This window comes from Amycolatopsis sp. WGS_07 (assembly GCF_045278895.1).
Classification (GTDB): domain Bacteria; phylum Actinomycetota; class Actinomycetes; order Mycobacteriales; family Pseudonocardiaceae; genus Amycolatopsis.
Window position 1 is genome coordinate 1,461,214 of record NZ_CP136053.1, and the last position, 22,551, is coordinate 1,483,764.

17 protein-coding genes, 1 tRNA gene and 1 pseudogene are annotated in these 22,551 nt (G+C 65.4%); 7 read left to right on the forward strand and 12 right to left on the reverse strand.

The window, feature by feature from the left end; genetic code table 11:
• Positions 1-34: 34 nt before the first annotated feature.
• From RPX00_RS06660 to RPX00_RS06670, 3 genes are all read right to left on the reverse strand, one after another.
• A tRNA-Leu gene (locus RPX00_RS06660) sits at positions 35-108 on the reverse strand.
• A gap of 470 nt (positions 109-578) precedes the next feature.
• Entirely contained in the window at positions 579-1,568 is a 990-nt protein-coding gene (locus tag RPX00_RS06665; RefSeq protein WP_406638469.1) for a hypothetical protein, read from the reverse strand.
• A 170-nt stretch (positions 1,569-1,738) separates the two neighbouring features.
• Positions 1,739-2,557 carry a CBS domain-containing protein gene (locus RPX00_RS06670; protein ID WP_406638471.1) on the reverse strand — a complete coding sequence of 273 codons (819 nt, stop codon included), beginning with the start codon at positions 2,555-2,557 and terminating at the stop codon, positions 1,739-1,741.
• Between the two features lie 1,363 nt (positions 2,558-3,920).
• Here RPX00_RS06670 and RPX00_RS06675 point away from each other — a divergent pair.
• Both RPX00_RS06675 and RPX00_RS06680 read left to right on the forward strand, forming a co-directional pair.
• Complete coding sequence (locus tag RPX00_RS06675) at positions 3,921-4,508, forward strand: hypothetical protein (protein WP_406638473.1); 588 nt, start codon at positions 3,921-3,923, stop codon at positions 4,506-4,508.
• Between the two features lie 2 nt (positions 4,509-4,510).
• The gene (locus RPX00_RS06680; RefSeq protein WP_406638475.1) at positions 4,511-6,223 is read left to right on the forward strand and encodes a hypothetical protein; all 1,713 of its coding nucleotides are present in this window, start codon (positions 4,511-4,513) and stop codon (positions 6,221-6,223) included.
• Between the two features lie 64 nt (positions 6,224-6,287).
• On the opposite strand, the gene RPX00_RS06685 is transcribed toward RPX00_RS06680, so the two are convergent.
• Together RPX00_RS06685 and RPX00_RS06690 are read right to left on the reverse strand one after the other, a co-directional pair.
• The gene (locus RPX00_RS06685) at positions 6,288-7,613 is read right to left on the reverse strand and encodes an NAD(P)/FAD-dependent oxidoreductase (RefSeq protein ID WP_406642803.1); all 1,326 of its coding nucleotides are present in this window, start codon (positions 7,611-7,613) and stop codon (positions 6,288-6,290) included.
• Positions 7,614-7,701: 88 nt separating this feature from the next.
• Positions 7,702-8,385 carry a uracil-DNA glycosylase gene (locus RPX00_RS06690; protein ID WP_406638477.1) on the reverse strand — a complete coding sequence of 228 codons (684 nt, stop codon included), beginning with the start codon at positions 8,383-8,385 and terminating at the stop codon, positions 7,702-7,704.
• 53 nt (positions 8,386-8,438) lie between these two features.
• Here RPX00_RS06690 and RPX00_RS06695 point away from each other — a divergent pair, with 53 nt between their 5' ends.
• A complete protein-coding gene (locus RPX00_RS06695) occupies positions 8,439-9,929 on the forward strand; it encodes a S10 family peptidase (RefSeq protein ID WP_406638479.1) in 1,491 nt (496 codons plus the stop codon).
• Positions 9,930-9,969: 40 nt separating this feature from the next.
• Here the strand turns inward: RPX00_RS06695 and RPX00_RS06700 are convergent.
• A pseudogene (locus tag RPX00_RS06700) lies at positions 9,970-10,571 on the reverse strand (DNA-binding response regulator).
• Positions 10,568-11,707, reverse strand: a complete 1,140-nt coding sequence (locus tag RPX00_RS06705) for a sensor histidine kinase (protein ID WP_406638481.1) — start codon at positions 11,705-11,707, stop codon at positions 10,568-10,570. The pseudogene RPX00_RS06700 and the gene RPX00_RS06705 overlap by 4 nt, the downstream one beginning before the upstream one ends.
• A gap of 135 nt (positions 11,708-11,842) precedes the next feature.
• On the opposite strand from RPX00_RS06705, the gene RPX00_RS06710 reads away from it, so the two are divergent.
• From RPX00_RS06710 to RPX00_RS06725, 4 genes are all read left to right on the forward strand, one after another.
• Positions 11,843-12,727 (forward strand): ABC transporter ATP-binding protein, encoded by an 885-nt coding sequence (locus tag RPX00_RS06710; RefSeq protein ID WP_406638483.1) that lies wholly within the window; start codon positions 11,843-11,845, stop codon positions 12,725-12,727.
• Positions 12,728-12,750: 23 nt separating this feature from the next.
• Positions 12,751-13,470 carry an ABC transporter permease gene (locus RPX00_RS06715; RefSeq protein ID WP_406638485.1) on the forward strand — a complete coding sequence of 240 codons (720 nt, stop codon included), beginning with the start codon at positions 12,751-12,753 and terminating at the stop codon, positions 13,468-13,470.
• 169 nt (positions 13,471-13,639) lie between these two features.
• Positions 13,640-15,154: an alpha/beta hydrolase gene (locus RPX00_RS06720; protein ID WP_406638487.1), complete on the forward strand. Its 1,515-nt coding sequence runs from the start codon at positions 13,640-13,642 to the stop codon at positions 15,152-15,154.
• 137 nt (positions 15,155-15,291) lie between these two features.
• Positions 15,292-16,761 carry an alpha/beta hydrolase gene (locus tag RPX00_RS06725; RefSeq protein ID WP_406642805.1) on the forward strand — a complete coding sequence of 490 codons (1,470 nt, stop codon included), beginning with the start codon at positions 15,292-15,294 and terminating at the stop codon, positions 16,759-16,761.
• Positions 16,762-16,803: 42 nt separating this feature from the next.
• Here RPX00_RS06725 and RPX00_RS06730 read toward each other — a convergent pair whose 3' ends face one another.
• From RPX00_RS06730 to RPX00_RS06750, 5 genes are all read right to left on the reverse strand, one after another.
• Positions 16,804-18,519, reverse strand: a complete 1,716-nt coding sequence (locus tag RPX00_RS06730; RefSeq protein ID WP_406638489.1) for a S8 family serine peptidase — start codon at positions 18,517-18,519, stop codon at positions 16,804-16,806.
• 83 nt (positions 18,520-18,602) lie between these two features.
• Complete coding sequence (locus RPX00_RS06735; RefSeq protein WP_406638491.1) at positions 18,603-19,601, reverse strand: ABC transporter ATP-binding protein; 999 nt, start codon at positions 19,599-19,601, stop codon at positions 18,603-18,605.
• The gene (locus RPX00_RS06740) at positions 19,594-20,619 is read right to left on the reverse strand and encodes an ABC transporter ATP-binding protein (protein ID WP_406638493.1); all 1,026 of its coding nucleotides are present in this window, start codon (positions 20,617-20,619) and stop codon (positions 19,594-19,596) included. The genes RPX00_RS06735 and RPX00_RS06740 overlap by 8 nt, the downstream gene beginning before the upstream one ends.
• Positions 20,620-20,624: 5 nt before the next feature.
• Complete coding sequence (locus tag RPX00_RS06745; RefSeq protein WP_406638495.1) at positions 20,625-21,581, reverse strand: ABC transporter permease; 957 nt, start codon at positions 21,579-21,581, stop codon at positions 20,625-20,627.
• On the reverse strand, positions 21,574-22,500 hold the full coding sequence (locus tag RPX00_RS06750) for an ABC transporter permease (protein ID WP_406638497.1): 927 nt from the start codon (positions 22,498-22,500) through the stop codon (positions 21,574-21,576). The genes RPX00_RS06745 and RPX00_RS06750 overlap by 8 nt, the downstream gene beginning before the upstream one ends.
• Positions 22,501-22,551 lie beyond the last annotated feature (51 nt).

Genomic DNA, 22,551 nt, shown 5'->3' on the forward strand with positions numbered 1-22,551 from the left:
CACGAGCTGAGTGACCGGGTGAGGATGCTGTACGTGCCCCCGACGGGTCTCGAACCCGCACTGGGTCGATTTTAAGTCGACTGCCTCTGCCAATTGGGCTACGGGGGCCCCTCCAGCCTAGCCGCTCTCGGGTTCCGGGCTCGACCTGCCTGTTCAGAGCCTAGATCACGATCAGATTCGCATGTGCAACCGTTGGTGCAGATCGTACATACTGGTTGGCTGCAGTTGATTTGGGACGCAAGTGGAGCGAATGACCTTGCGGACTACTGGGCATGCCCCTCGAGCCACGCCCCAGAGCCCCTGCCGCAGCAACCGAGAGTGAGCATCATCACCAGGCGGCATGTACGCCATAGTGCAGCCCTTTGCTGCCGCATGACAACGCGGACTGGAGCGACCTTGCCCCCTTCGTGGATTTAGGCCTCCCGGTCACGGCTTCACAAGAGCCCGGAACCCGGGATATCGAGTGCCAGACTCTAGCCATTCCCGGATATTTGTTATTTACAGCCGCACTGCACAATCATGCGTTGCTGAAAGCAGGGCCTCCAGCACGGCGACAGCGCCAACGGCATCTTGGAAAATCAGCGAGTAGGAACGTCAAGCGGGTTCGCCTCGCTGAGTTCAAATACTCTAATTCTGCTTGCCATTTCATCGGTCCAGAACAAGCCGTCGAGCGCTCGCCGATTAGCCGACGAGGGCCATAAGATCACGGCGATATTTCCGGGCAGGTCGTCCATTGGTTCACAAGAAGCGTGTGTGCTGACAAGGCAATCGCCGGGCTCAAGACCGAACCAACTGGCCCGTCGATCGGCACGTCTCGTGGCCCCAGTGAGCACCGCTCGTGGTGTCCGGCCAGTGTGGTCGAGGTAATCGGCGATGTAGGTGACATCTCTCGGAGTGGCCGCAAGGACAACGCAGCTGGCACCATCCCGCCGAGCCATGGTCAAGGCATTGTCCAACGCCGACAGACGCGAGTCGGCGACACCGGAGCTTTCCATACGGTCGAGTAGCGCCCACACGCGATCGACCAGTTCTGTCCGCCCTGCCGCCTCCGATGTCAAGGTCAGCAGCCGTGCATGCAATGTGGGCATGCTGTCGCTGGGCAGAATGAATGAGCGCCCCTGCTCGGCCGCGTACTCTCGCAGCACGCCGACAGCTTCTTGACGCAACGCAAGTTCCTCGGCGGTCGACTCGATCGGAACGTCGACAGGAAGAAACCCATCGTTCACAAGTTGCTCAGGATTCATGACCCACAGAATCGGCCATTGCAGCGTTGTCGAGGCGAGCCTTTCCCAGCCAATAAGCGCTATTGCTCGCCGTGCGCGGAAGTTAAGGTCTTCGACCTCGTTGGTGAATGGCTGCGGTGGCGAGTCATGCAAGATCAGGTCAAAGTCCAATTCGGATAGTGCGCGACTGCTGGGGCCATGCTGCGCCCGTGCGTAGGTCGCTACCAACACCCCTGTTCGCGCGCGCCGCCGTTCCAGCATGTCGAGGGCACTGCTGGCGGAATCCAGCTCTGTCACAATAGCGACGTCATTGGCCCGCATGCGCTCGGCCCACTGCTGCACCATGATCCTCGTTTGGCATAAGACCAAGACGAGCGATGTCGACGCCACTTCGCGTAGGTAGATTTCCACAGCCCGCCGAATTCCTGATCCGGCAGGCGAAGCGATCACGGCAGAGCCCGGAGGGGCCATTCGGAGGGCATTGAGGAGGTCTTGCTGGTAATATCGCAGGGAGGTCATCGCTCACCGTCCCGCGTGAGAATCTTTCGCCTGAGCCAATTTGTCACGTCGATCAAGGTCTGCACTTCGCCGCCTGATACTTCATCGCGGAAGTGAAACACCTTGTTTCGTATCTCGACGACTGGCTCGAGCGTGGCTCGCACCAACTCTCGATTTGCTCGAAAGCATATTCGGAAGAATCTGCCAAAGCTTGGCCCGTGCAGGAGGACTGAAAACAGCTCGCTCAAAGTGAGATCTTCAAGTCGTGCGCTGACCCTGTCCGGGCCGAGTGGGAGCCCGACAGATATCGAGCCCACCAGTTCGTCGGCGGTGCATGATGATCGCATCAGATCACGGACCGCGAGTTCGATGTCCTGCAGGAGAACGAAGGGGCGAGTGCGGTCCCAGAGGAATCGGTTCAGGTCCGTAGCAGTCACAATAGCCAGGAGCCGATCCTCGTCACCTACGAGCACGGCGTGGTCAATCTCCAAGAAGCCGAGTATGTCGTCGATGTGGTGCGAAGAGCGAACGAATTGGAGGTCTTCGACCAGGTCGTCCACGGGTACGGAGAGAGGGTTGTCCTGCGGTCGGATAGAGCGCAACTCGCGCGCAAATGACCGATGGGTGAATGTGCCGACCACCCGGTTTCCGGCCGTGATCACGGGCAGTTGGTCGAAACTGTGCGTCCGCATGAGGTTGAGTGCGTCTCCGACCGTGGTACCGACCGGGATAGTCACAACATCCTGGTCATCCGGCACAAGCTGACTCACCCGGAAGAACCCAGGCACCTGACGGAACGGTGACGGCAGACCGGCCTGGTTCACCGCCACAGACACCGTGCCGCACCTCCTCGCCCTCGCGATTGTCATGCTAGCCGTTTGCACCCGTGGCGGCCTAGGTCTGCGCCGAGACGGACTACGGCGCGCTCGATGGTCGCCGCCTACGGCGCTTCAGCGGACGAGTACGGCTGGTACAGCAGGAAATCTGACGCCGAACAGGCGAGCCTCCAGTCGGGGCATGCGCGAGGTGCGACCGCCGTGTACCTCTAGTTGATGGACTCCACCCTTGTTACTCTCGCCCACGCACACGGTTGAGACCCGAAACCGATGCGGCTGCCGGAGGGACTGGTTCCGCGGCGAATGCCGGTCCGACCGCTACCTCGGCGTCACGCTGTGGGTCGGCAAAGCCTGTACCGTACGGCCATCTGATTGAGTCCGCCCGATCGCTTCCGCAGATACTGCCGTTCCACTCTATTCTGGGTGGCGAGACGGATCGTCGTCACTGTCGGTCATGTCGCCATGGGAACGCTGAGCGTCACGGCGGCGGAGGTTTCAGCAGGTACTACACGGGGCGAGTCGCGATCTTGATCTATCTGGCTGAGGACGCGGTCGATGGCGTCGGACCAAGCGGGTACGACAGTGCGACGACGGTAAAGGTGTTGCTAGAGCGGACCTTTCGACTGTCGCTCGATGCAGGGGACAGGTTGAACGTCTTCACCAGCTTGGCGGTAATGCTCGGCGTAGTGACAGACCTGGCCGAATCCCTCTCTGAGCTGCGTATCCTCACTGCCGATGGGCAGTCCTTTGACCTCGCAGAGAACGAGCTGAGCTTCGCGCCAGAACGCGAGAGCGAACTGTGCCTCACCAGGCGTGGGTGTAAGGGGTTGCGGCCGATGGCGGCGAGCGCGTCAGCGAGTTGGTCTTGCAGGTCTCGATGTGTCCGGGCCGCGAGACGGACTTTTGCGACCGACACGCTCCGGGCGGCGGCCGAAAAGTCGGCTCTGCTGTCTGTGACGCGCGCGATCGCGGGTCGATGGCGCTGTCTGATAGCGGGCTGCCATAGCGTCAGGTCGTCGAGCGCCGGTCCCCAGGGCGGACGCGAAGGCAGTGCCCGGTGGCCTCGCTGGCCGGCGGGTTCGTGACGATCTGGTCCTGCTGGTCGATGACGCAAGCGAGCGGTGTCGCTGTCGGTGTTGCCGAGGCCGCGCTGGATGTTGTGTGTCTGCTTGGAGCCGAAGATGGCGATGTTCGGGGTGTGGTGGCTGACAATCACGCGCACCGCTGTCGGCGCGAGGCACAACCTCCCGGACGGTGGATTTCACTCGGTTGGCGGTCGACAAAACACCAGTCGTGAATCCGCATCAATGCGACTGAAACGAGTGGCTGACGTGGTGATGTTCGGCTATTAGGCTTTGCGGTTATGCCTGCAGAGAAGTCGCAAGAGACGGGGCGCGAGGGTGTCTTTAGTGCGAAGCAGTACCTGGAGAGCACCACTCACTTGCGGCTGCCGTGGACTGCCTACGACCACGAGTCGATGTGCAAGCTTCAGCGGTTGGACGGCAGCAAGAAGGTCTACGACCTTTCCGGTCATTTCTTAGGGCAGCGGCGTCACCGCCTGTATGTGGAGGCGAAGAAGTACTCGGTTGTCGGGAATCAAGGCAGTATGTACACGGAGTATTTGGCCGACATCTACAGCATCGCTGCTCGTGCCCGCCGGGAGGAAATGGATGACGAGGCGGAGTTCATGTGGGTCACTTGGCACCCGTTCAGTCAAGGCAACTGGCCGAGGTTGACCCATCACGAGTACATCCGCGAGGCGGTCGAGGAACACGCACCGCGGCTCAAGCTGCCGACTAACGAGGGCAAGGTCGAGATCGATGAGGACCTGTGTCGGCACATGTCGGAGCGGTTGTGGCTGCTGGTGCTGTGTGATCGCCAGGAGGAGCTGGTGCTTACTCCCGAGGAGCTGAAGACCGCCATGCTGAACTTGAAAAGGGAGGGCGCGTAGCCATGCCGGTCAACTCGTTGCAAGATGCCGTCGCCGCGGCGTTGAACTCAACTGATCAGACTGATGTGATCGAGGGCATCAAGGGTGCGGTGATTAGCGAGATCGAGCGACTCGACCCTAGCGCGAACATCACCAGTACCGACTACTTCAACCACAGCTACGCCCCGGATTTCGTGCTGTCCTGGGGAAGTAAGCAAGACCGCGAGGTCTACCTGCGGTACAGCTTGCGGTCGACCCAGGAAGCCCGTGATGTCGACTTGTTGGGCGGCACGAGCCCCGTGTTCTTCTCCCTGGATTCACGCCACGATGACGCCGCGGTCGCCGAGGCGCTGGAGAACGAGTTCGGGCAGGCTTCGGGCGCGTTGGTGACTAACGCGCCCGCGATCGACGGGTTCACCTCCGGCGACGCGGCCGACACAGGCTCGGTAGCACAGCCCCTGTTGAGCTTGTTCCGGCGCAACGTCGTACGCGGCGGACGCGGCGTGCTCGTGAGCGGCACCGCAACGCGACTGCAAAGCCCACTGGCCGGCGGAGGTTTCGAAGCGGATCTCGCATACCTGAACGCGTTTGAGGAAACGATCCCCCAGATCTTCCGCCCAGAGGCCGCAACCCGTCTGCAGCGAGCTGCGGGCATCGTCCGAGTAGCCCGCACCGGCGAGACGACCCTCTTTGAGCACACCGACGATCCTGATGAGCCTCAGCAGAGAGTAATCGGCGGGAAGCTAGAGATCGACGAACTGAAAATCCTCCTTCCGTACCTGCTGGAGCGCGCGAACGCGATCGATAGCGTTGCGTTCTGGCGATATGTGGGTGGGATGTTCTCATTGAAGGAGCTAGAGCAGCTCTCCGAGACCATCGGGTCCACGGCCCTGAACCAACTGGCGAAGGCGAACTTGGATGTATGGCGAGCGGCTCGGGCGACGGTGACTTTCTCACCTGAAGAGTTCGACGCAGCCGACGGTGAGCGGGTCGAGCCGTACTGGTCAGTGCACTCAAGGATGCTCGCGGCCACCGCTGGTGCGTGGCGGGTGCATTTCGCCCCCAACAAACGTCGCGGCAGCACCCGCGATGACTCACGGCTGGCGCGATGGGAAGACGTGTTGCCTGCATTGGCCACCTTCACAGTGTCCTCGGTTGACCTGCAAGGCACCACCCGGCGGGTTCAGCTATCAGCCGAAGACAACTCGAATGTGTTCGGCGACGTCGGCGCCATCCACAACACCATTGGCGACGACTTCCGTGTGCGCTCGTTGAGCGTCCAACCCACTGACGAAGAGTCCTCGAATCTCGAGGTCGACTTCAAAACCATGACTGCCGATGGAACCAACGCACTGATCGGAGACTTGGCTTCCGCAGCCTCTCGACATCCTCGGACATCAACACCCGCTGACAATAGAGGAACGCCAGCAGCTACTCGGTACTCCTTCTCAAACTACCTTTTTCACGCCGCGGTCGTTTATCGAGACAGTACGCCCCCGGAGCGACGAGGGCCGGCTCATCGAACCGCCCGACAACGAAGACGAGTAGGCCCCACACTCCACGAGGCTGGCGTGACTGCGTCACTTACCCCAACGTGTTTTAGACGGAATCTGATTCCCTCAAGGAGGCCCTCGCAGGCAACAAGCTACGGCTCTCGCCACCGCCCCACTAACAAGAGCCGTGCCAAACCCTCCGACCTGGGCAGAAGCACCTCAACCGACGCCTTAAGCCCCTGACCCCACCCCACACACGACAGAGCCGGGCCGCCACCAAGGCGACCCGGCTTCACCAGGCAACGACTCAGCCCTTGCTAGCCCGATCGAACTCTTCCTTCGGGTTGTTGATCTGCCCCAGCGAGATAACCTCCCGACGGAACAACCCGCCGAGCATCCAGTCGAACAGGATGCGGATCTTGCGGTTCCAGGTCGGCATCGCCTTGAGGTGGTAGGCGCGGTGGAACAGCCAGGCCGGGAAGCCCTTGATCTTCAGGTTCAGCGCGTCCGCCACGCCCTTGTGCAGGCCGAGGCTCGCGACCGCGCCCAGGTTCTTGTGGTAGTAGTCCTTCGGCTGGCCGCCGCGGATCACCTTGATGATGTTCTTCGCCAGCAGGCGGGCCTGGCGGACCGCGTGCTGGGCGTTCGGCGGGCAGGTGGCCGTGGGGTCCTGTTCGGTGCGCGACAGGTCCGGGATGGCCGCGTTGTCGCCTGCGGTCCAGACGTCCGGGTGGCCGACCACCTGCATCGCCGCGGTGGCCTCGACGCGGCCGCGCTTGTCGAGCGGCAGGTCCGAGCCGGCGAGGACCGGGTTGGCCTTCACGCCCGCGGTCCAGATGATCGTGTCGGTGTCGAACTCGGTGCCGTCCGACAGCACGACGTGGCCGTTCTCGAACGACTTCGCCGCGGTCGACAGGTACACCTCGATGCCGCGCTTCTCCAGCTGCTGCACCGTGTACACGCCCAGCGTCTCGCGCACCTCGGGCAGGATCCGCCCGGCCGCCTCGACCATCACCCAGCGGATGTCCGCCGGCTTGATGTTCGGGTAGTAGTTCTCGACCGCGAAGCGGGTCATGTCCTCGAGTTCGGCCAGCGCCTCGATGCCCGCGAAGCCGCCGCCGACCACGGTGAAGGTGAGCAGGCGCTTGCGCAGCTCGGGGTCGAGCGTGCTGGCGGCCTCGTCCAGCTTCGTCATGATGTGGTTGCGCAGGTAGATCGCTTCGCCGATGGTCTTGAAGGCGATGCCCTGCTCGGCGAGGCCGGGGATCGGCAGGATCCGCGCGACGGCACCGAGCGCGACCACGAGCACGTCGTAGTTCAGCGTCTCAATGTGGCCGTCGGCCGCCTCGACCGTGACGGCCTTGCGCTCGTTCTCGATCTTCGTGACCCGCGCGGTCAGCACGTGGCAGCGCTTCAGCACGCGGCGCAGCGGCACGACCACGTGCCGCGGCTCGATCGCGCCGGCCGCCGCCTCGGGCAGGAACGGGGCATAGGTCATGTGCGGCTGCGGGTCAACGACGGTCACGGAGGCCTCGTTGGCACGCAGCATCTTCTGAAGCCCGTACGCGGTGTACAGGCCGACGTATCCACCACCGAGGACGAGGATCCGAGTCGGTTCCGACTTCTGCAGCAGCCATGTACCTATAGTCGCACTTCCGAAGCGGCTCCGCTCGGGTACCCCACCCCGCTGTGACCAGCATCGCCACGCTGGTTGTCACGATTCAGATGAGCCCCGCCGCCGAGGCCGCGGCGGTGAACGCGGTCACCACCATGGGCTGTGTCACACGACCGGTCTGGACATTGCGTGGCGACACGTGGTAGCAGCCGAACACCGACAGCTCGCCGAACTGCACGCGGGCGCCGTGCGCGAAGGCCGGACGCGGCTTCGGCACTGGCCAGCCCGCAGCGGCGAGCACGGGCAGCAGCGCCTGCCAGCCGAACGCGCCGAGCACGACGATCGCGCGCAGGGTCGGCCGCAGCAGGTCCAGCTCGTCGGCCAGCCAGTGCCGGCAGGTGTCCCGCTCAGCGGGGGTCGGCCGGTTCTCCGGCGGCGCGCAGCGGACCGGCGAGACGAGCCGGGTGCCGCGCAGCGTGAGTCCGTCGCCGATGGCTGTCGAGTGCGGCTGGGACGCGAGACCGACCTCGTACAGCACGCGAAAGAGGAAGTCGCCGGACGGATCGCCGGTGAACATCCGGCCGGTGCGGTTGGCTCCGTGCGCGGACGGCGCGAGCCCGACCACGGCGAGCGCGGCGTCCTCCGCCCCGAACCCGGGAACCGGACGCGCCCAATAGCGCTCGCCGGCGAACGCCGCCTTCGTCCCGGCCACGCCTTCCCGCCATTCGACCAGCCGCGGACACGCCCGGCACCGCACCAGTTCCGCGTCGAGGCCGGCGAAAGTGCGCATCGATCTCCTCCGCTCTGGTGTGCTGCCACGGTAACGCGGGATAGGTTGGGGCCATGGCCGACACCACCGCGGACGAGACCGCCGACAAGACCAAGGACGAGGAGACGAAGGCGGCGGAGCCCGTCGACGACCTCGTCACGACGCAGCACACCCTCACCGTCAAGCGGCGCAAGCTCGCCTACACCGCCCAGACCGGCCGGATCGTGCTCCGCCAGGAGGTCAAGAAGGACGGCAAATCCGAGGGCCACCAGCCGAAGGCCGAGGTCTTCCTCACCGCCTACACCCTCGACGACGCCGACCCCGGCACGCGCCCGGTCACCTTCGCCTTCAACGGCGGCCCCGGCTCCTCCAGCATCTGGCTCCACATGGGCCTGCTCGGGCCGCGCCGGGTGCTCTCCGGTGACGTCAACGACCCGGTGCCGCCGCCGTACGGGCTCGAGGACAACCCGGAAAGCCTGCTCGCGCACAGCGACCTGGTGTTCATCGACCCGGTCCAGACCGGCTACTCGCGGGTGACCGAGGGCGGCGAATCCCAGCCGTACACCGGATTCAAGGGCGACGTCGAATCGGTCGCGGAGATCATCCGGCTGTGGGTTTCGCGCAACCAGCGCTGGCTGTCGCCGAAATTCCTGGCCGGCGAGTCGTACGGGACGCTGCGCGCCGCAGCGCTGGCCGGGCATCTGCAGGAGCGCTACGGCCTGTACCTCAACGGCCTGATGCTCATCTCGTCCGTTCTGGACCTCGGCACGCTGCGCTTCGACGAGGGCAACGACCTGCCGTACTCGCTGTACTTGCCCACGTACGCGGCGATCGCGCACTACCACGGGCACCACGGCGACCGTCCGCTCGACGACGTGCTCGCCGACGCCGAGGACTTCGCCTCGAAGGAGCTGCCGTGGGCGCTTTCCCGCGGCGCCCGGCTGTCCACTCAGGACCGCACGGAGGCGGTGCAGACGCTCGCGTCGCTCACCGGGCTCAGCGAGTCCTATGTGGACCGGGTGAACCTGCGGATCGAGCACATCCGGTTCTTCACCGAACTGCTGCGCGACCAGGGCAAGACCGTCGGCCGGATGGACGGCCGGTTCACCACGTGGGAGCCGGACGGCGGCGTCGAGCACATGAGCGACGACCCGTCGGTCTCGCGGATCATCGGCGCCTACTCGGCCGGGTTCAACCACTACGTGCGCGCCGAACTCGGCTACGAGAACGACCTGCCGTACGAGATCCTGTCCACCGACGTGTTCAAGGCCTGGTCCTACAAGGAGTTCGAGGGCCGTTCGGTGTCCGTTGTGGACACCTTGAGCGCGGCGATGCGGGCCAACCCGCACCTGCAGGTCCACGTCGCCTTCGGGCACTACGACGGCGCGACGGCCTACTACGCGTCCGAGCACGTCCTTTCGCAGCTGAAGATTCCCGAGGAGCTGCGGGAAAACATCGACACTGCTTACTACCCGGCCGGGCACATGATGTACGTGCACGAACCGTCGCGGGTGCAGCAGTCGAAGGACCTCGGCAAGTTCGTGAAGAAGGCGTCCAACCGCTGACCTCGTGAGTGCCTATGCCGGTTCTCACCGGCATAGGCACTCACAACCAGTCGTGCTCCCGGGCGTAACGGGCCGCCTCATGCCGCGTCCGCGTCTGCGTCTTCTGCATCGCGTTCGACAGATAATTCCGCACAGTCCCCTCCGCCAGGTGCAGCTGCGCGGCGATGTCCGCGACCGAATACCCCTCCCGCGTCGCCCGCAGCACGTCGATCTCCCGCACGGTCAACGGGCAATCGTCCACCACCGCCAGCGCCGAAACGTCCGGGTCGATCCAGCGTTTGCCCTCGTCCAGCGTGCGGATCACCGACGCGATGTGCGCCGGTTCCGCCGACTTGCTGACAAATCCCTGCACCCCGAGCTTCAGCGCCTTGCGCAACACCCCGGACGCGCGTGCCGGGTCAGCATCAGGATCACCTGTTCCGGCCGTTCCCGCCGGATCCGCGCGACCGCGCCCAGACCGTCCACATTGGGCATCTCAAGGTCGATCACCAGCACGTCCGGCCGATGCTCCACAGTGGCCCGTACCGCCGCCTCGCCGTCTTCCGCCTCGGCCAGCACGGTGATCTCGCCCTCCATCGGCAACAGCGCGGCCATCGCCTTGCGGAGCAGGGCTTCGTCGTCGGCAAGCACCACCGTCGTCATCGTGCCACCTTCTCCGGGAAGGCCGCGGCCGTCACGAATCGGCCGTCCTTCTGCTCCACCGTCAATTCTCCGCCCTGATCCGCCAGCCTGGTGCGCAATGTGGACAGTCCACTCAGCACTGGAGTCTCGCCGTCCGGCGCGCCGTCGTTGACGATGCTGATCCCCTTTTCGGTCAAGGTGATCCGCACCTGCCGGGCTTGCGCGTGCCGGAGGATGTTCGTCGTCGTCTCGCGCAGCACCTGCCCGAGCAGTTCGTCGGCGCCCGCGCCGGCCTCGGCGAGCCGATCGACCCGGACATGAATTCCCGCCGCCTCGAAGAGATTCTTCGCGTTCTCCAGTTCCGCCGACAGGTTGAGTCGCCGTTGCGCGTAAGCGAGTTCTTTGGTCTGCACGATGGTTTCCCCGACCAGTTCGTGCACCTCGCGCAATTCCTCTTGCGCCCGTTCAAGATCCCGATGCAGCAGCTTCTCCGCGAGCGCGACCTTCAGCTTCACCACGTGCAGCGTGTGGCCCTGGATGTCGTGCAACTCGCTGGCAAACCGCACGCGTTCCCGGGCCACCGCCAGCTCCGCGTCCTTCTCCCGCGACTCCTCCTGCTCCGCGACCAGGTCGTAGAACTTCTGGCTGGCGAACATGAACACCGTCGACAGCACCGCCCCGAGCACTGGAGACACGACGTAAGCGATCAGCCGCGGGCCGATCTTGTCGTCGTAGACCAGCAGATTCGTCGCGCCGATCGCCCCGATCAGCGCGGCGAGACCGACCAGTGCGGCGAACCGGTGCCGCACCAGCGGCGGGATCAGGAACGAGCCGACCATGGCCAGCCCGTAGAACGCCGCGCTCTTGTCACTCAGCGCACCGGCGAGCCAGACGAACGCGGTGAGCACCAGGCACGGACGCGCGACCCGGATGAAGTCGCCCGCGGTCCAGCGTTCCGCGGTCGCCATCGTGGCCAGCAGCCCGATCACCTGGATAACGACGTGCCACCACGTCTTCGAGGTGAAGATCACCAGCACCAGGCCGACGAGCACCAGCGGCGGCATCACCGTGATGAGGTTGAGCCGCCGCAGCCGGTCCTGGACCGCACTGCTGGTCCAGGCCGTGCGGCGAGTCCACAGGGGACGGATCTCGATCATGGTGCTCCAGCCTCGGCCACGGAATTCGATCCCAGCATGCCGGAGCCGCGCACCACCCACCAGTGACGCAGTGTCATGTCTTCGGCTGACGTGACCGCACTACCCGCGACCAGCGGATCCGGCTGGAATCGGAGCATGTCCACGACCCCAGTCATCGACGTCGACCACCTGAACCTCACCTACGGCGACTTCCAGGCCGTGCGCGACCTGTCGTTCCAGGTCGCCAGCGGCGAACTGTACGCGCTGCTCGGCACCAACGGCGCGGGAAAGACCTCGACGCTGGAGACCATCGAAGGCCACCGTGCGCCCAGCTCCGGCACCGTGCGCGTGTTCGGAAAGGACCCGCGAGACCGCGCCGCCGTGCGTCCCCGGATGGGGATCATGCTGCAGGAAAGCGGCTTCTCCCCGGACCTGACCGTACGCGAGTCGATCCGGCTGATCGGGAGCCTGACCCAGCGCGACGACAACGTCGAACGGCTGCTCGGCATCACCGACCTCACCCGCAAAGCCACGACGCGGGTCTCGCAGCTCTCCGGCGGCGAGAAGCGGCGGCTGGACTTCGCCACGGCCGTGTACGGAACCCCGGATCTGGTCTTCCTCGACGAGCCGACCACTGGTCTGGACATCCAGTCGCGAGACGCACTGTGGAACGCGGTGGACCGGCTCCGCGAAGACGGCACCACCATCGTCCTCACCACGCACTACCTCGAGGAAGCCCAGCAGCGCGCCGACCGGATCGGCCTGATGCACCAGGGTGTTCTCAACCGCGAAGGCACCGTCGCGGAACTGACCCGGACCTTGCCCGCGACTATCCGCTTTGGACTGCCGCCGCACACCCCGGTTCCGCCGCTGCAAGCGACACGCGAGGAAGACGGCCGGTTCCTCATCGAAACCTTCGGCCTCCAGAAAGACCTGCACACGCTGCTCGGCTGGGCACAGGACCACGCGCTGGAACTGGCCGAATTGGAAGCAGGCCCGACCCGGCTCGACGACGTCTTCCGCGCCATCGGCAACGCGTAATCCACTCTTCGAAAGGCATTCCCATGTTCTCGATCGCCCGCGGCGAACTGATCCAGCTATTCCGGAACCGGCTGGTTCTGGTGACCTCATTGATTCTTCCCGTCGCGTTCAGCGCGTTCTTCATCGCCCGGCACGAAACCTTCGCAAAAATCGGCAGCCTCGGCTACATCGCCGCACTGACGCTTTTCTTCATCACCGCGATCGGCTTGTACACCACCACCGTCACCACACTTGCCGCGCGACGGCAGAACCTGTTCCTCAAGCGGCTGCGTTCCACCGCGGCGAGCGACTCCGGCATCCTCGTCGGCCTGCTCCTGCCGATCACCGCGATCACCACGATCCAGGTCGGCGTGATCCTCGGCGTGCTCGGCGCGGTCACCGGCCTGCCGAAGAACCCGCTGCTCCTGGTGGTGGCAGTCGTCGCGACCGTCGCCATGATGCTCGCGCTCGGCCTGGCCACCGCCGGTCTCACGAACTCCCCTGAGCACGCCCAGGTCACCACGCTGCCGATCACCGTCCTGGTCCTCGCGGTGGCGAGTTGGATCGGAATCACCGGAACCGAGCAGCTTTCCTTGCTGAAACGCCTCCTTCCCGGCGGCGCGGCCACCGAACTCGTGCTGAATTCCTGGAATGGCGGAACTTCGGCGGCCGACTCACTCGTCCTGCTCGGACCGATCGCCGCTTGGCTGATTCTCAGCGTCACCATGGCGGCCCGACTATTCCGCTGGGAGCCGCGTCGCTGAAACCTCTTCCGGCACCGAGGAGATCGTAGTAACGTCGACGATGCTCTCGATCGTCGACGCGCCTGCGGCAGCGCAGCCGGAAGCACGGGTCCGTCGGCACAGCTTTCGTTTCGGCCACTTTCCTTTCAGTTTTCTGAGTTCGATGGATCTCGGCAAAGGACGGAAAACCGTGCGAAAACAATTACTCGTCGCTGTGGCGGCCGCCGCGTTGACAGCTACCGCTGTTCCGGCCTACGCGACCCCCGCGAAGCCGGCGGTGAACTGGGGCCCGTGCCCGGCCGACGTCCCAGCACCGCTGCAGTGCGCGTCCGTCGAGGTACCGCTGGACTACCGGAACCCGGACGGCACGAAGATCAGCATCGAGATCTCCCGGCTGCCCAGCATCGATCCGGCCAAACGGCGCGGCGTGCTGCTGTTCAACCCGGGCGGCCCCGGCGACCCCGGGCTCGCCTTCCCGTTCACCTGGGCCCGGCTCGGGGTGCCGGCGAGCGTGCAGGCCGAGTACGACCTGATCGGCTTCGACCCGCGCGGCATCGACCACAGCAGCCCGGTGAGCTGCGATCTCAACCCGGACCAGCTGGCGTTCGCCCCGAAATACGCGCACAACAGCGAGGAAGTCGTCCAGGCTTCGGCAGCCGCGAAGCAGATCGCACAGCAATGCGCCGCTTCGGCCTCGGCTCCGAACCTGCCGTACCTCACCACCGCGAACACCGCGCGGGACATGGACCAGATCCGGGTCGCGCTCGGCGAGCCGAAGATCTCCTACTTCGGCCTGTCCTACGGCACCTACCTCGGCGGCGTCTACGCGTCGCTGTTCCCCGACCGGACCGACCGGTTCGTGCTCGACAGCGTCGTAGGCCCGACCGGGGTCGACATCACCACGGCGCGGCGCTTCGCCGAGGGAATGCAGGACCGCTTCCCGGACTTCGCGAAATGGGCCGCCGCGCGCAGCGCGATCTACGGTCTCGGGACCACTCCCGCCGAAGTCACCGCGAATTACTTCAAGCTCGCGGACAAACTCGATCAGCATCCGGCGTGGGGCGTCGACGGTTCGACCTTCCGGCTGGGGACGCACAGCATGACCTATCAGACGCTGTCCTTCCCCGTGCTGGCACAGGCGTGGCAAGCCCTTCTCGCCGACCAGGCTCCGCCGGCCGGCGTATTCCAGCCGCCCGCCACCGGTCCGGAGCAAAGCCAGCGGGCGACGATGCTTTCCGTGCTCTGCGGCGACAACGCGTGGCCCCAATCGCTTTCGACCTATCAGCGGAATGTCGCGGAAGACCTGGTCACCTATCCGATGATCGGCGGCTCGACGGCGAACGTCTGGCCGTGCGCGCACTGGCCCTACCAGCCGATCGAACCGGCGGTGCAGTTCAGCAGCCAGGGTCCGTCGAACCTGTTGCTGGTCCAGAACACCCGGGACCCCGCGACACCGCTGTCCGGCGCGCTGAAGACCCGCGAGGCGTTCGGCGACCGGGCCCGGCTGGTCACCGTCGACCAGGGCGGACACGGGGTCGGGCTCCCGTTCCTGAACAGCTGCGGTTTCGGCGCGATCACCGACTACCTGGTCAACGGAAACCGCCCGGCGACCGACAAGTCCTGCGGTGTCGAAGCGACCGCCGCGCTTACCCCGCAACAACAACAGGCCGCCAGCGAACTGATGGAGCAGCTGCGGCAGCACTGAACCAGCGGTGGGTGGGGCGATGAATCGGCGGTGGGGCGGAGTCTCGCCCCACCGTCGTTTTCGCGCGCCTTCCCAGATTTGGTCCCGGAAAAGAAAGGAAGACCGTGCGAAGACAATTGTTAGCCGTACTAGCCGTCATGGCCTTGACGGTGATCGCCGTTCCGGCACCGGCTGCCTCCGCGAAGTCCACAGTGAACTGGGGGCAGTGCCCGAACGACGTCCCCGTCGGCCTCCTGCAGTGCGCGGCGCTCGAAGTGCCGCTCGACTACCACCATCCGGACGGCAAGAAGATCAGCATCGAGATCTCCCGTGTCCCCAGCACCGAACCAGCCAAACGGCGCGGGGTACTCCTGTTCAACCCCGGCGGGCCCGGCGGTCTCGGCCTCACGTTCCCGTTGGAACTGGCCCAGGCCGGGCTGCCCGCGAGCCTGCTCGCCGAATACGACCTGATCGGCTTCGACCCGCGCGGCATCGACCACAGCAGCCCAGTGAGCTGTGAACTGAAACCGGACCAGTTCACGCTCGCGCCGAAATACGCACACAACCCCGCCGAAGTCGTCGAGGCAGCGGAAGCCACAAAGAAGATTGCGCAACAGTGCGCCGCGTCGGCATCCGCACCAGTTCTGCCGTACATCACCACTGCGAACACCGCGCGGGATATGGACCAGATCCGGGCCGCGCTCGGCGAATCGAAGATCTCCTACTTCGGCCTGTCCTACGGCACTTACCTCGGCGGAGTCTACGCATCACTGTTCCCCGACCGGACCGACCGTGTAGTGCTCGACAGCGTTCTCGGACCGAACGGTTACGACATCACCGCGGCCCGGCGCTTCGCCGAGGGAATGCAGGATCGGTTCCCAGACTTCGCGAAATGGGCCGCCGCACGCAATTCAAGCTACGGCCTCGGCACCACGCCCGCCGACGTCACCGCCACCTTCTTCACCCTGGCGGACAAGCTTGATCGGCACCCGATCGCGGGAATCGACGGTTCCCTTTTCCGCTTGGGCACCCACGGCCTGATTTACCAAACCTCGCACTTCCCCCGACTGGCTCAGCTGTGGCAAACCGCCCTCCTGGACAAAGCGCCCCCGGACGGTACGCTGCCGAATGCCAGCGGCCCGATTCAGAGCCAGCTCGGCACGATGCTCTCGGTGGTGTGCGGGGATCACGCGTGGCCGCGGTTGATTTCCACCTACCAGCGGAATGTCGTACAGGACCGGGCCGCGTACCCGCTGATCGGCGGCTTGACGGCAAACGTCTGGCCGTGCGCGTCCTGGCCGACCAGGCCGATTGAACCGCCGGTGGAGTTCAGCGATCAGGGGCCGTCGAACCTGCTGCTGGTCCAAAACACCCGCGACCCCGCGACTCCCTTGGTCGGTGCGCGGGACACCCGCGAGGCATTCGGAGACCGAGCCCGGATGGTCACGGTGGACCAGGGCGGACACGGCGTCGGGCTCCCGTTCCTGAACAGCTGCGGTTACAACGCCGTCATCGACTATCTCGCGACCGGAACCCGTCCGGCCGCCGACAAATTCTGTCCCGCGGAAACGAACGCCGCGCCTACCCCGCAACAACAGCAGCTCATCGAACGGCTGTCGCGATACTGACCTAGGTGGTGGGGCGGCAATTCCGCCCCACCACCTATCGGCTCAGCGTAGGAACGCCGAACCCCGCGTCACCGCGGAATAAGCGTCCACCGAACCATGTCCGTAGAATCCGTTGAACGACGCGTCACCCAAGCAGGTCGCCGTGAACGAATCGTCCCGGCCCTCCTTGAGATAATCGACCGTCCGCGGCACCGGACACGCGATCGGCGCCGCCGTGCCTTCCAGCACTCGCTGCACCGCGTCGGGATCCATCGACGCCGAATGGCCAGTCTTCTTGCCGTACTGGGAAACGATCAGCGCCGCGACCCCGGTCGCATGGGGAGTGGCCATCGAAGTCCCTTGCAGCCACTGGTAATAGCCGACCCGGCCGTCACTCGCGGTCGCCTTCTGCACCCCGAGTGCGACCCCGGCGGGCGTCACATTGCCTGCCGCGTCGATGTTTCCGGCCGCCACCCCGACGTTGCGCGGATACGTGGACAGGATCTCGTTCTCCACCGTCCGATACCACGGTGTGCCGTAACCGTCGCGGAAATACCCGCCCGGCGCGGAAACGGAGATCTGCTCGGTTCCGTAGTTGGAGTAGTCCGCTTTCGCCTGCGTCGGACCGAACGAACCGACACCGATGGTGTGCGGGCCTTCGATCGGCAGCGAGAAGCACGAAGCGTTATCGATCTTACGCGGGTGCGTTCCGTTGGCCGGATAGTCCGGGCTCTTGACGTCGTCGTGCGGCGCGGCCAGCTCGTCATGCTGGTTGCCGAGCGCGACCACCATCGTCACACCCTTGCGGTGCGCGTAATCCAACGCCCGCGTGGTCGCCTCGATGATCGTGCGCTGTTCAGCCTGTTCCGCGGCGGAATCCGCCGGGTTTGACCGGCAGTTGTACAGCCACGGGTCCACATAGAAACTCATGTTGACGACGTCGATCCCCGCGTCGCCGGAATACGTCAGCGCGTCGACGGTCGGCTGCAGGAAGAAGAATCCGGCGTCCTGTCCGGCGCGGATGTTCACCAGCGTCACGTTCGGCGCGACCCCGGACACCCCGAATCCGTTGGCCGCGGCGGCGATGGTGCCGGCGACGTGCGTGCCGTGTCCGTTGTCGTCGTGGTCGACCGGGTCGACGCAGCCGCGGTACTCGCACGGCCCGTCGACCACGGCGCCGTTGACGTCCGCGACGATGTCCTTGGTGAAGTTCCGCGAATCGGCTTTGTCGAAGTTCGGCGCGATGTCCGGGTGACTGCCGTCCACCCCGGTGTCGATGATGCCGACCTTCACCCGCTTGTCGCCCGCCTGTTTGGTGCGCGCGAGGTCGGAGCGGGTCGATTTGAGGCCCCAGAGCTGGTCGTCCAGCGGGTCGGTGCCGACCGCCTTGTTCGCCGCGGCCTTGCGCGACACACTGCCGCTGCCTTCCTTCTCGACCGCGTCCGGCTTCTCCGTCTTGCCTGCCTTGGGCGCGCTGCCGATCGCTTTCGCCTTCGCCGCACCGAATACCGCGCGGCTGGCCGAAACCCGCTCAGTGAAGCCAGAAGCGGGCGCGGTGGCGGTGATGAGCCCGACCGCGGTGTTGGTCGCGACCACCGTGCCGCCGGCGTCGCGCACGGCCTGCTGCGCGGCGGCGACGCTCTGGCCGTCCCGCGCCAGCACGCTGAATTCCGTTACTAGTCCGGACGGCTGGGCCGACGCCGCCGGAAGGGCGACGCCGGACACCGCGCCGAACAGTGGCACCGCGAGTGCCACAGCGAGCAGTCTTGGTCTTTTCACGAGTCCTCCTCACGAAAACCGACAATGCAACGTACATAGCGGACACTGCGCGCGGCAATCGGCAAACCGGAGGAATCGCCTCGTTACGGAACCACTGACTGTACCTCGGCGAAGTGACAAGCCGACAGATGCCCGTTCGTCCTCGGCTCCAGTTTCGGCACCTCCGATGCGCAAATGTCAGCGGCTTTCCAGCACCGTGTGCGAAAACGGCATCCCGACGGCGGATCGATCGGGCTCGGCACGTCGCCTTCCAGCCGGATCACCTGCCGCTGCCCGCGCACCGCCGGGTCAGCGACCGGCACCGCGGACAGCAGCGCCTGTGTGTACGGATGGGACGGTCGCTCGTAAATCTCGTCCTCAGTACCGATTTCGACGATCTTCCCGAGGTACATCACCGCGACCCGGGTGGACAGATGCCGCACCACCGACAGGTCGTGCGCGATGAACACATAGGACAGTCCGAACTCGCCCTGCAGTTCGCCGAGCAGGTTCATCACCTGCGCCTGGATCGAAACGTCCAAAGCGGACACCGGCTCGTCGCAGATGATCACCTTGGGCCGCAACGCCAGCGCCCGCGCGATCCCGATGCGCTGACGCTGCCCGCCGGAGAACTGGTGCGGGTACCGGTTCACGTGCTCGGGGTTGAGCCCGACCACCTCCAGCAATTCCTGCACCTTCTTCGCCCGCGAACCCTTCGGCGCGACGTCGGTGTGGATCTCGAACGGCTCGCCGACAATGTCGCCGACGGTCATCCGCGGATTCAGCGACGTATACGGGTCCTGCAGCACAATCTGGATCTCTCGCCGCATGCGCCGCAGTTCCGCGCCGCGCAGCTTGAACAGATCGCGGCCCTCGAACGTCGCACTGCCGCTGGTCGGCTCCTCCAGGCGCATCAGCACCTGGGCGAGCGTCGACTTGCCGCAGCCGGATTCGCCGACCACGCCGAGGGTTTCGCCCTGCTGCAGGTCGAAGGACACGCCGTCGACGGCCTTGACCTGTGCGATGGTCCGCTTGAACAGCACGCCGTCCCGCACCGGGAAGTGCTTGACCAGGTCGCGCACGCTGAGAATCGGCTCACCCATGGCTTTCCACCACCTCCTCGGCGAAGTGACACGCACTGACCCGGCCGAACCCGAGCGCGTGCGCGGACGGCCGCTCGTCGCGGCACCGCTGCTCGGCCCGCTTGCAGCGCGGGTGGAACGGGCACCCGGACGGAATGTCGAGCAGGCTCGGTGGCAGGCCCTTGATCGTCTCCAGCGTCTGTCCTTTGAGGTCCAGCCGCGGCAGCGAATCCATCAACGCGGAGGTGTAAGGATGTCCCGGCGAACTGAACAGCTCCCGCACGTCGGCCTGTTCCACGATCCGCCCGGCGTACATCACCGCGATCCGGTCCGCGACCTCCGCGACCACCCCGAGGTCGTGCGTGATGAGCACGAGCCCCATCCGCCGCTCCTGCTGGATGTCCGCGAGCAGGTCCATGATCTGCGCCTGCACGGTCACGTCCAGCGCCGTCGTCGGCTCGTCCGCGATGAGCAGATCCGGGTCAAGGGCGAGGGACATCGCGATCATCGCGCGCTGCCGCATCCCGCCGGAGAACTGGTGCGGGTAGTCCTTCACTCGCCGCTGCGCCGCCGGGATGCGCACCAGGTCGAGCAGTTCGATCGCCCGCTTGCGTGCGTCCTTTTTGGACATGCCAAGCCGGACTCGCAGCTGCTCCTCGATCTGGAATCCGATGGTGAACACCGGGTTCAGCGCCGAAAGCGCGTCCTGGAAGATCATCGCGATCTCCGCGCCGCGCACCTGCCTCCGTCGGTCCGCCGACGCGGTCAGCAGATCCTCGCCGCGATAGCGGATCGACCCACCGGTGACCACGCCCGGCGGCGTGTCGAGAATTCCCATGATGGTCTGCGCGGTGACGCTCTTGCCGGATCCCGATTCGCCAAGCACCGCAAGCGTTTCCCCGGCATGCACCGAATATCCGACGCCGTTGAGCACATTGGCCACGCCGTCAGAAGTACGAAACTCCACGTGCAGGTCTTCGACTTCGAGCAGCAGCTCGCCGTCCGTCGTGGGACTGGCTTCATTGGACACTGTGGACATCGCGGCTACCTCGACTTCGGGTCGAGCGCGTCGCGGATACCGTCACCGAGCATCACGAACGCGAGCACGGTGATGGTGACGAACGCACCAGGGAACAGGAGCATGTGCGGCACCGCGCGGAAATAGTCGCGCGCGTCGCTGATCATGACGCCCCACGACACCACCGGCGGCCGCACTCCGATGCCGAGATACGCCAGCGTCGCCTCGGCCCCGATGGCCGCGCCGAGCGCGATCGTGGCGTACACGAGCACCGGCGCGAGCGTGTTCGGCAGCAGATGCCGGAACACGATCCGCGGCGTGCTCGCGCCGAGCGCGCGGGCCGCCTTCACGTAGTCCAGCTGCTTGGCCACCAGCGTCGCGGACCGCATGATGCGCATCGCCACCGGCCAGGTCAGCACCGCGATCGAGCACACCACCTGCACGATGATGGTGAACTGCCCGGGGTTCGTCCCCGGCGCGTTGAACGTGGTCAGGATGACGATCGCGCCGAGCACGAACGGGAGACCGGCGAAGATGTCGCCGAGCCGGGAGAGCAGGCTGTCGACGATCCGGCCGTAGTAACCCGCGACGATGCCGATCAACGATCCGAAAAGGACAGTCAGCAGCGTCGCGAAAACCCCGACCAGCAAGGAAGCCCTGGCCCCGTAAATGGTGCGGGCGTAGACGTCGTAGCCCTGGTTGTCGTAGCCGAACCACGCGTCCCCGGACGGTCCTTCGTTGGCGTGGGTCAGATCGCTGTAGCCGGCGCCGCGGTGCGAGAACAGTCCCGGCGCGATCGCGATCAGCACCACCAGCAGGATGATCAGCGCGGAGATCACGAAGGTCGGCTTGCGGCGCAGCTGCCGCCACGCGTCGCCCCACAGGCTGCGCGGTCTCTTCGGACCGGCGTCGGCCGAGCTGTCCACATGCGACAGCTGTGCCGCGTCGACTCCCCCGCCGCCGACGAGATTCGGGTCAGTCATAACGGATCCTCGGGTCGAGAACGGCGTAGAGCAGGTCCACGATCAGGCTCATCAGCAGATACACCAGCACCAGCAGCACGACGACGCCGACGACGGTCGCGCTTTCCCGGTTCTGGAGGCCGCGGAAGATCAGTCCGCCGAGACCGTTGATGTTGAACACGCCCTCGGTCACGATCGCCCCGCCCATGAGCGCGCCAAGGTCGGTGCCGAGGAAGGTCAGCACCGGAATCACCGAGTTGCGCAGCAGGTGAATGCCGATGACTCGGCTGTTGGGCTGTCCCTTGGCGATCGCGGTCCGGATGTAATCGGCGTGCCGGTTCTCCGCGATCGACGTTCTCGTCAACCGTGCGACGTAAGCCATCGAAAGGCTGCCGAGCGCGATCCCCGGCACGATCAATTCGCCGAAACTCGGGTCGTCCGAGACGCTCGCGTCGATGATGCCCAGATTCACGCCGAGCACGATCTGCAGCACGATCGCGGTGACGAACACCGGCAGCGAGATCAGGAACGTGGTCGAGACCAGTACCAGATTGTCGAGGAAACCCTTGCCGCGCAGGCCGGTCAGCACGCCGGCGCTCAGGCCGATGACCGCCTCGATGAGCACCGCGACCAGCGCGAGGCGCAGCGTGATCGGGTAGGAGGTGGCGATCAGTTCACCGACCGCCGAGCCGTTGAACGTCTCGCCCCAGTCGCCGCTGAACAGGCTCCCGAGGTATTTGAAGTACTGGACGAACAGATTGTCGTTGAGGTGGAACTTTTCGGTCATCAGGTCGATGTAGGCCTGTGGACAGGCCTGCTGACCGCATTTGCCGGAGAACGGATCCCCGGGCACGGCCCACACCAGTGCGTAGATCAGGAAGGTGGTGCCGAAGAACACCGGAATCAGCTGGAGCAGGCGACGCAGGACGTAGCGAATCATGCGTGGTTCCTAAGAGTGCGCGCCGGGCTCGTGAGCGGCGATCGCGGCGCT

What these genes read in the sequence shown, in the direction of transcription:
- RPX00_RS06715 (WP_406638485.1), top strand. Translation starts at nt 12,751, where the DNA reads ATGTTCTCGATCGCCCGCGGCGAACTGATCCAGCTATTCCGGAACCGG.
- RPX00_RS06695 (WP_406638479.1), top strand. Translation starts at nt 8,439, where the DNA reads ATGGCCGACACCACCGCGGACGAGACCGCCGACAAGACCAAGGACGAG.
- RPX00_RS06690 (WP_406638477.1), bottom strand. Translation starts at nt 8,385, where the DNA reads ATGCGCACTTTCGCCGGCCTCGACGCGGAACTGGTGCGGTGCCGGGCG.
- RPX00_RS06665 (WP_406638469.1), bottom strand. Translation starts at nt 1,568, where the DNA reads ATGGTGCAGCAGTGGGCCGAGCGCATGCGGGCCAATGACGTCGCTATT.
- RPX00_RS06745 (WP_406638495.1), bottom strand. Translation starts at nt 21,581, where the DNA reads ATGACTGACCCGAATCTCGTCGGCGGCGGGGGAGTCGACGCGGCACAG.
- RPX00_RS06705 (WP_406638481.1), bottom strand. Translation starts at nt 11,707, where the DNA reads ATGATCGAGATCCGTCCCCTGTGGACTCGCCGCACGGCCTGGACCAGC.
- RPX00_RS06735 (WP_406638491.1), bottom strand. Translation starts at nt 19,601, where the DNA reads ATGGGTGAGCCGATTCTCAGCGTGCGCGACCTGGTCAAGCACTTCCCG.
- RPX00_RS06725 (WP_406642805.1), top strand. Translation starts at nt 15,292, where the DNA reads ATGGCCTTGACGGTGATCGCCGTTCCGGCACCGGCTGCCTCCGCGAAG.
- RPX00_RS06675 (WP_406638473.1), top strand. Translation starts at nt 3,921, where the DNA reads ATGCCTGCAGAGAAGTCGCAAGAGACGGGGCGCGAGGGTGTCTTTAGT.
- RPX00_RS06740 (WP_406638493.1), bottom strand. Translation starts at nt 20,619, where the DNA reads ATGTCCACAGTGTCCAATGAAGCCAGTCCCACGACGGACGGCGAGCTG.
- RPX00_RS06710 (WP_406638483.1), top strand. Translation starts at nt 11,843, where the DNA reads ATGTCCACGACCCCAGTCATCGACGTCGACCACCTGAACCTCACCTAC.
- RPX00_RS06750 (WP_406638497.1), bottom strand. Translation starts at nt 22,500, where the DNA reads ATGATTCGCTACGTCCTGCGTCGCCTGCTCCAGCTGATTCCGGTGTTC.
- RPX00_RS06680 (WP_406638475.1), top strand. Translation starts at nt 4,511, where the DNA reads ATGCCGGTCAACTCGTTGCAAGATGCCGTCGCCGCGGCGTTGAACTCA.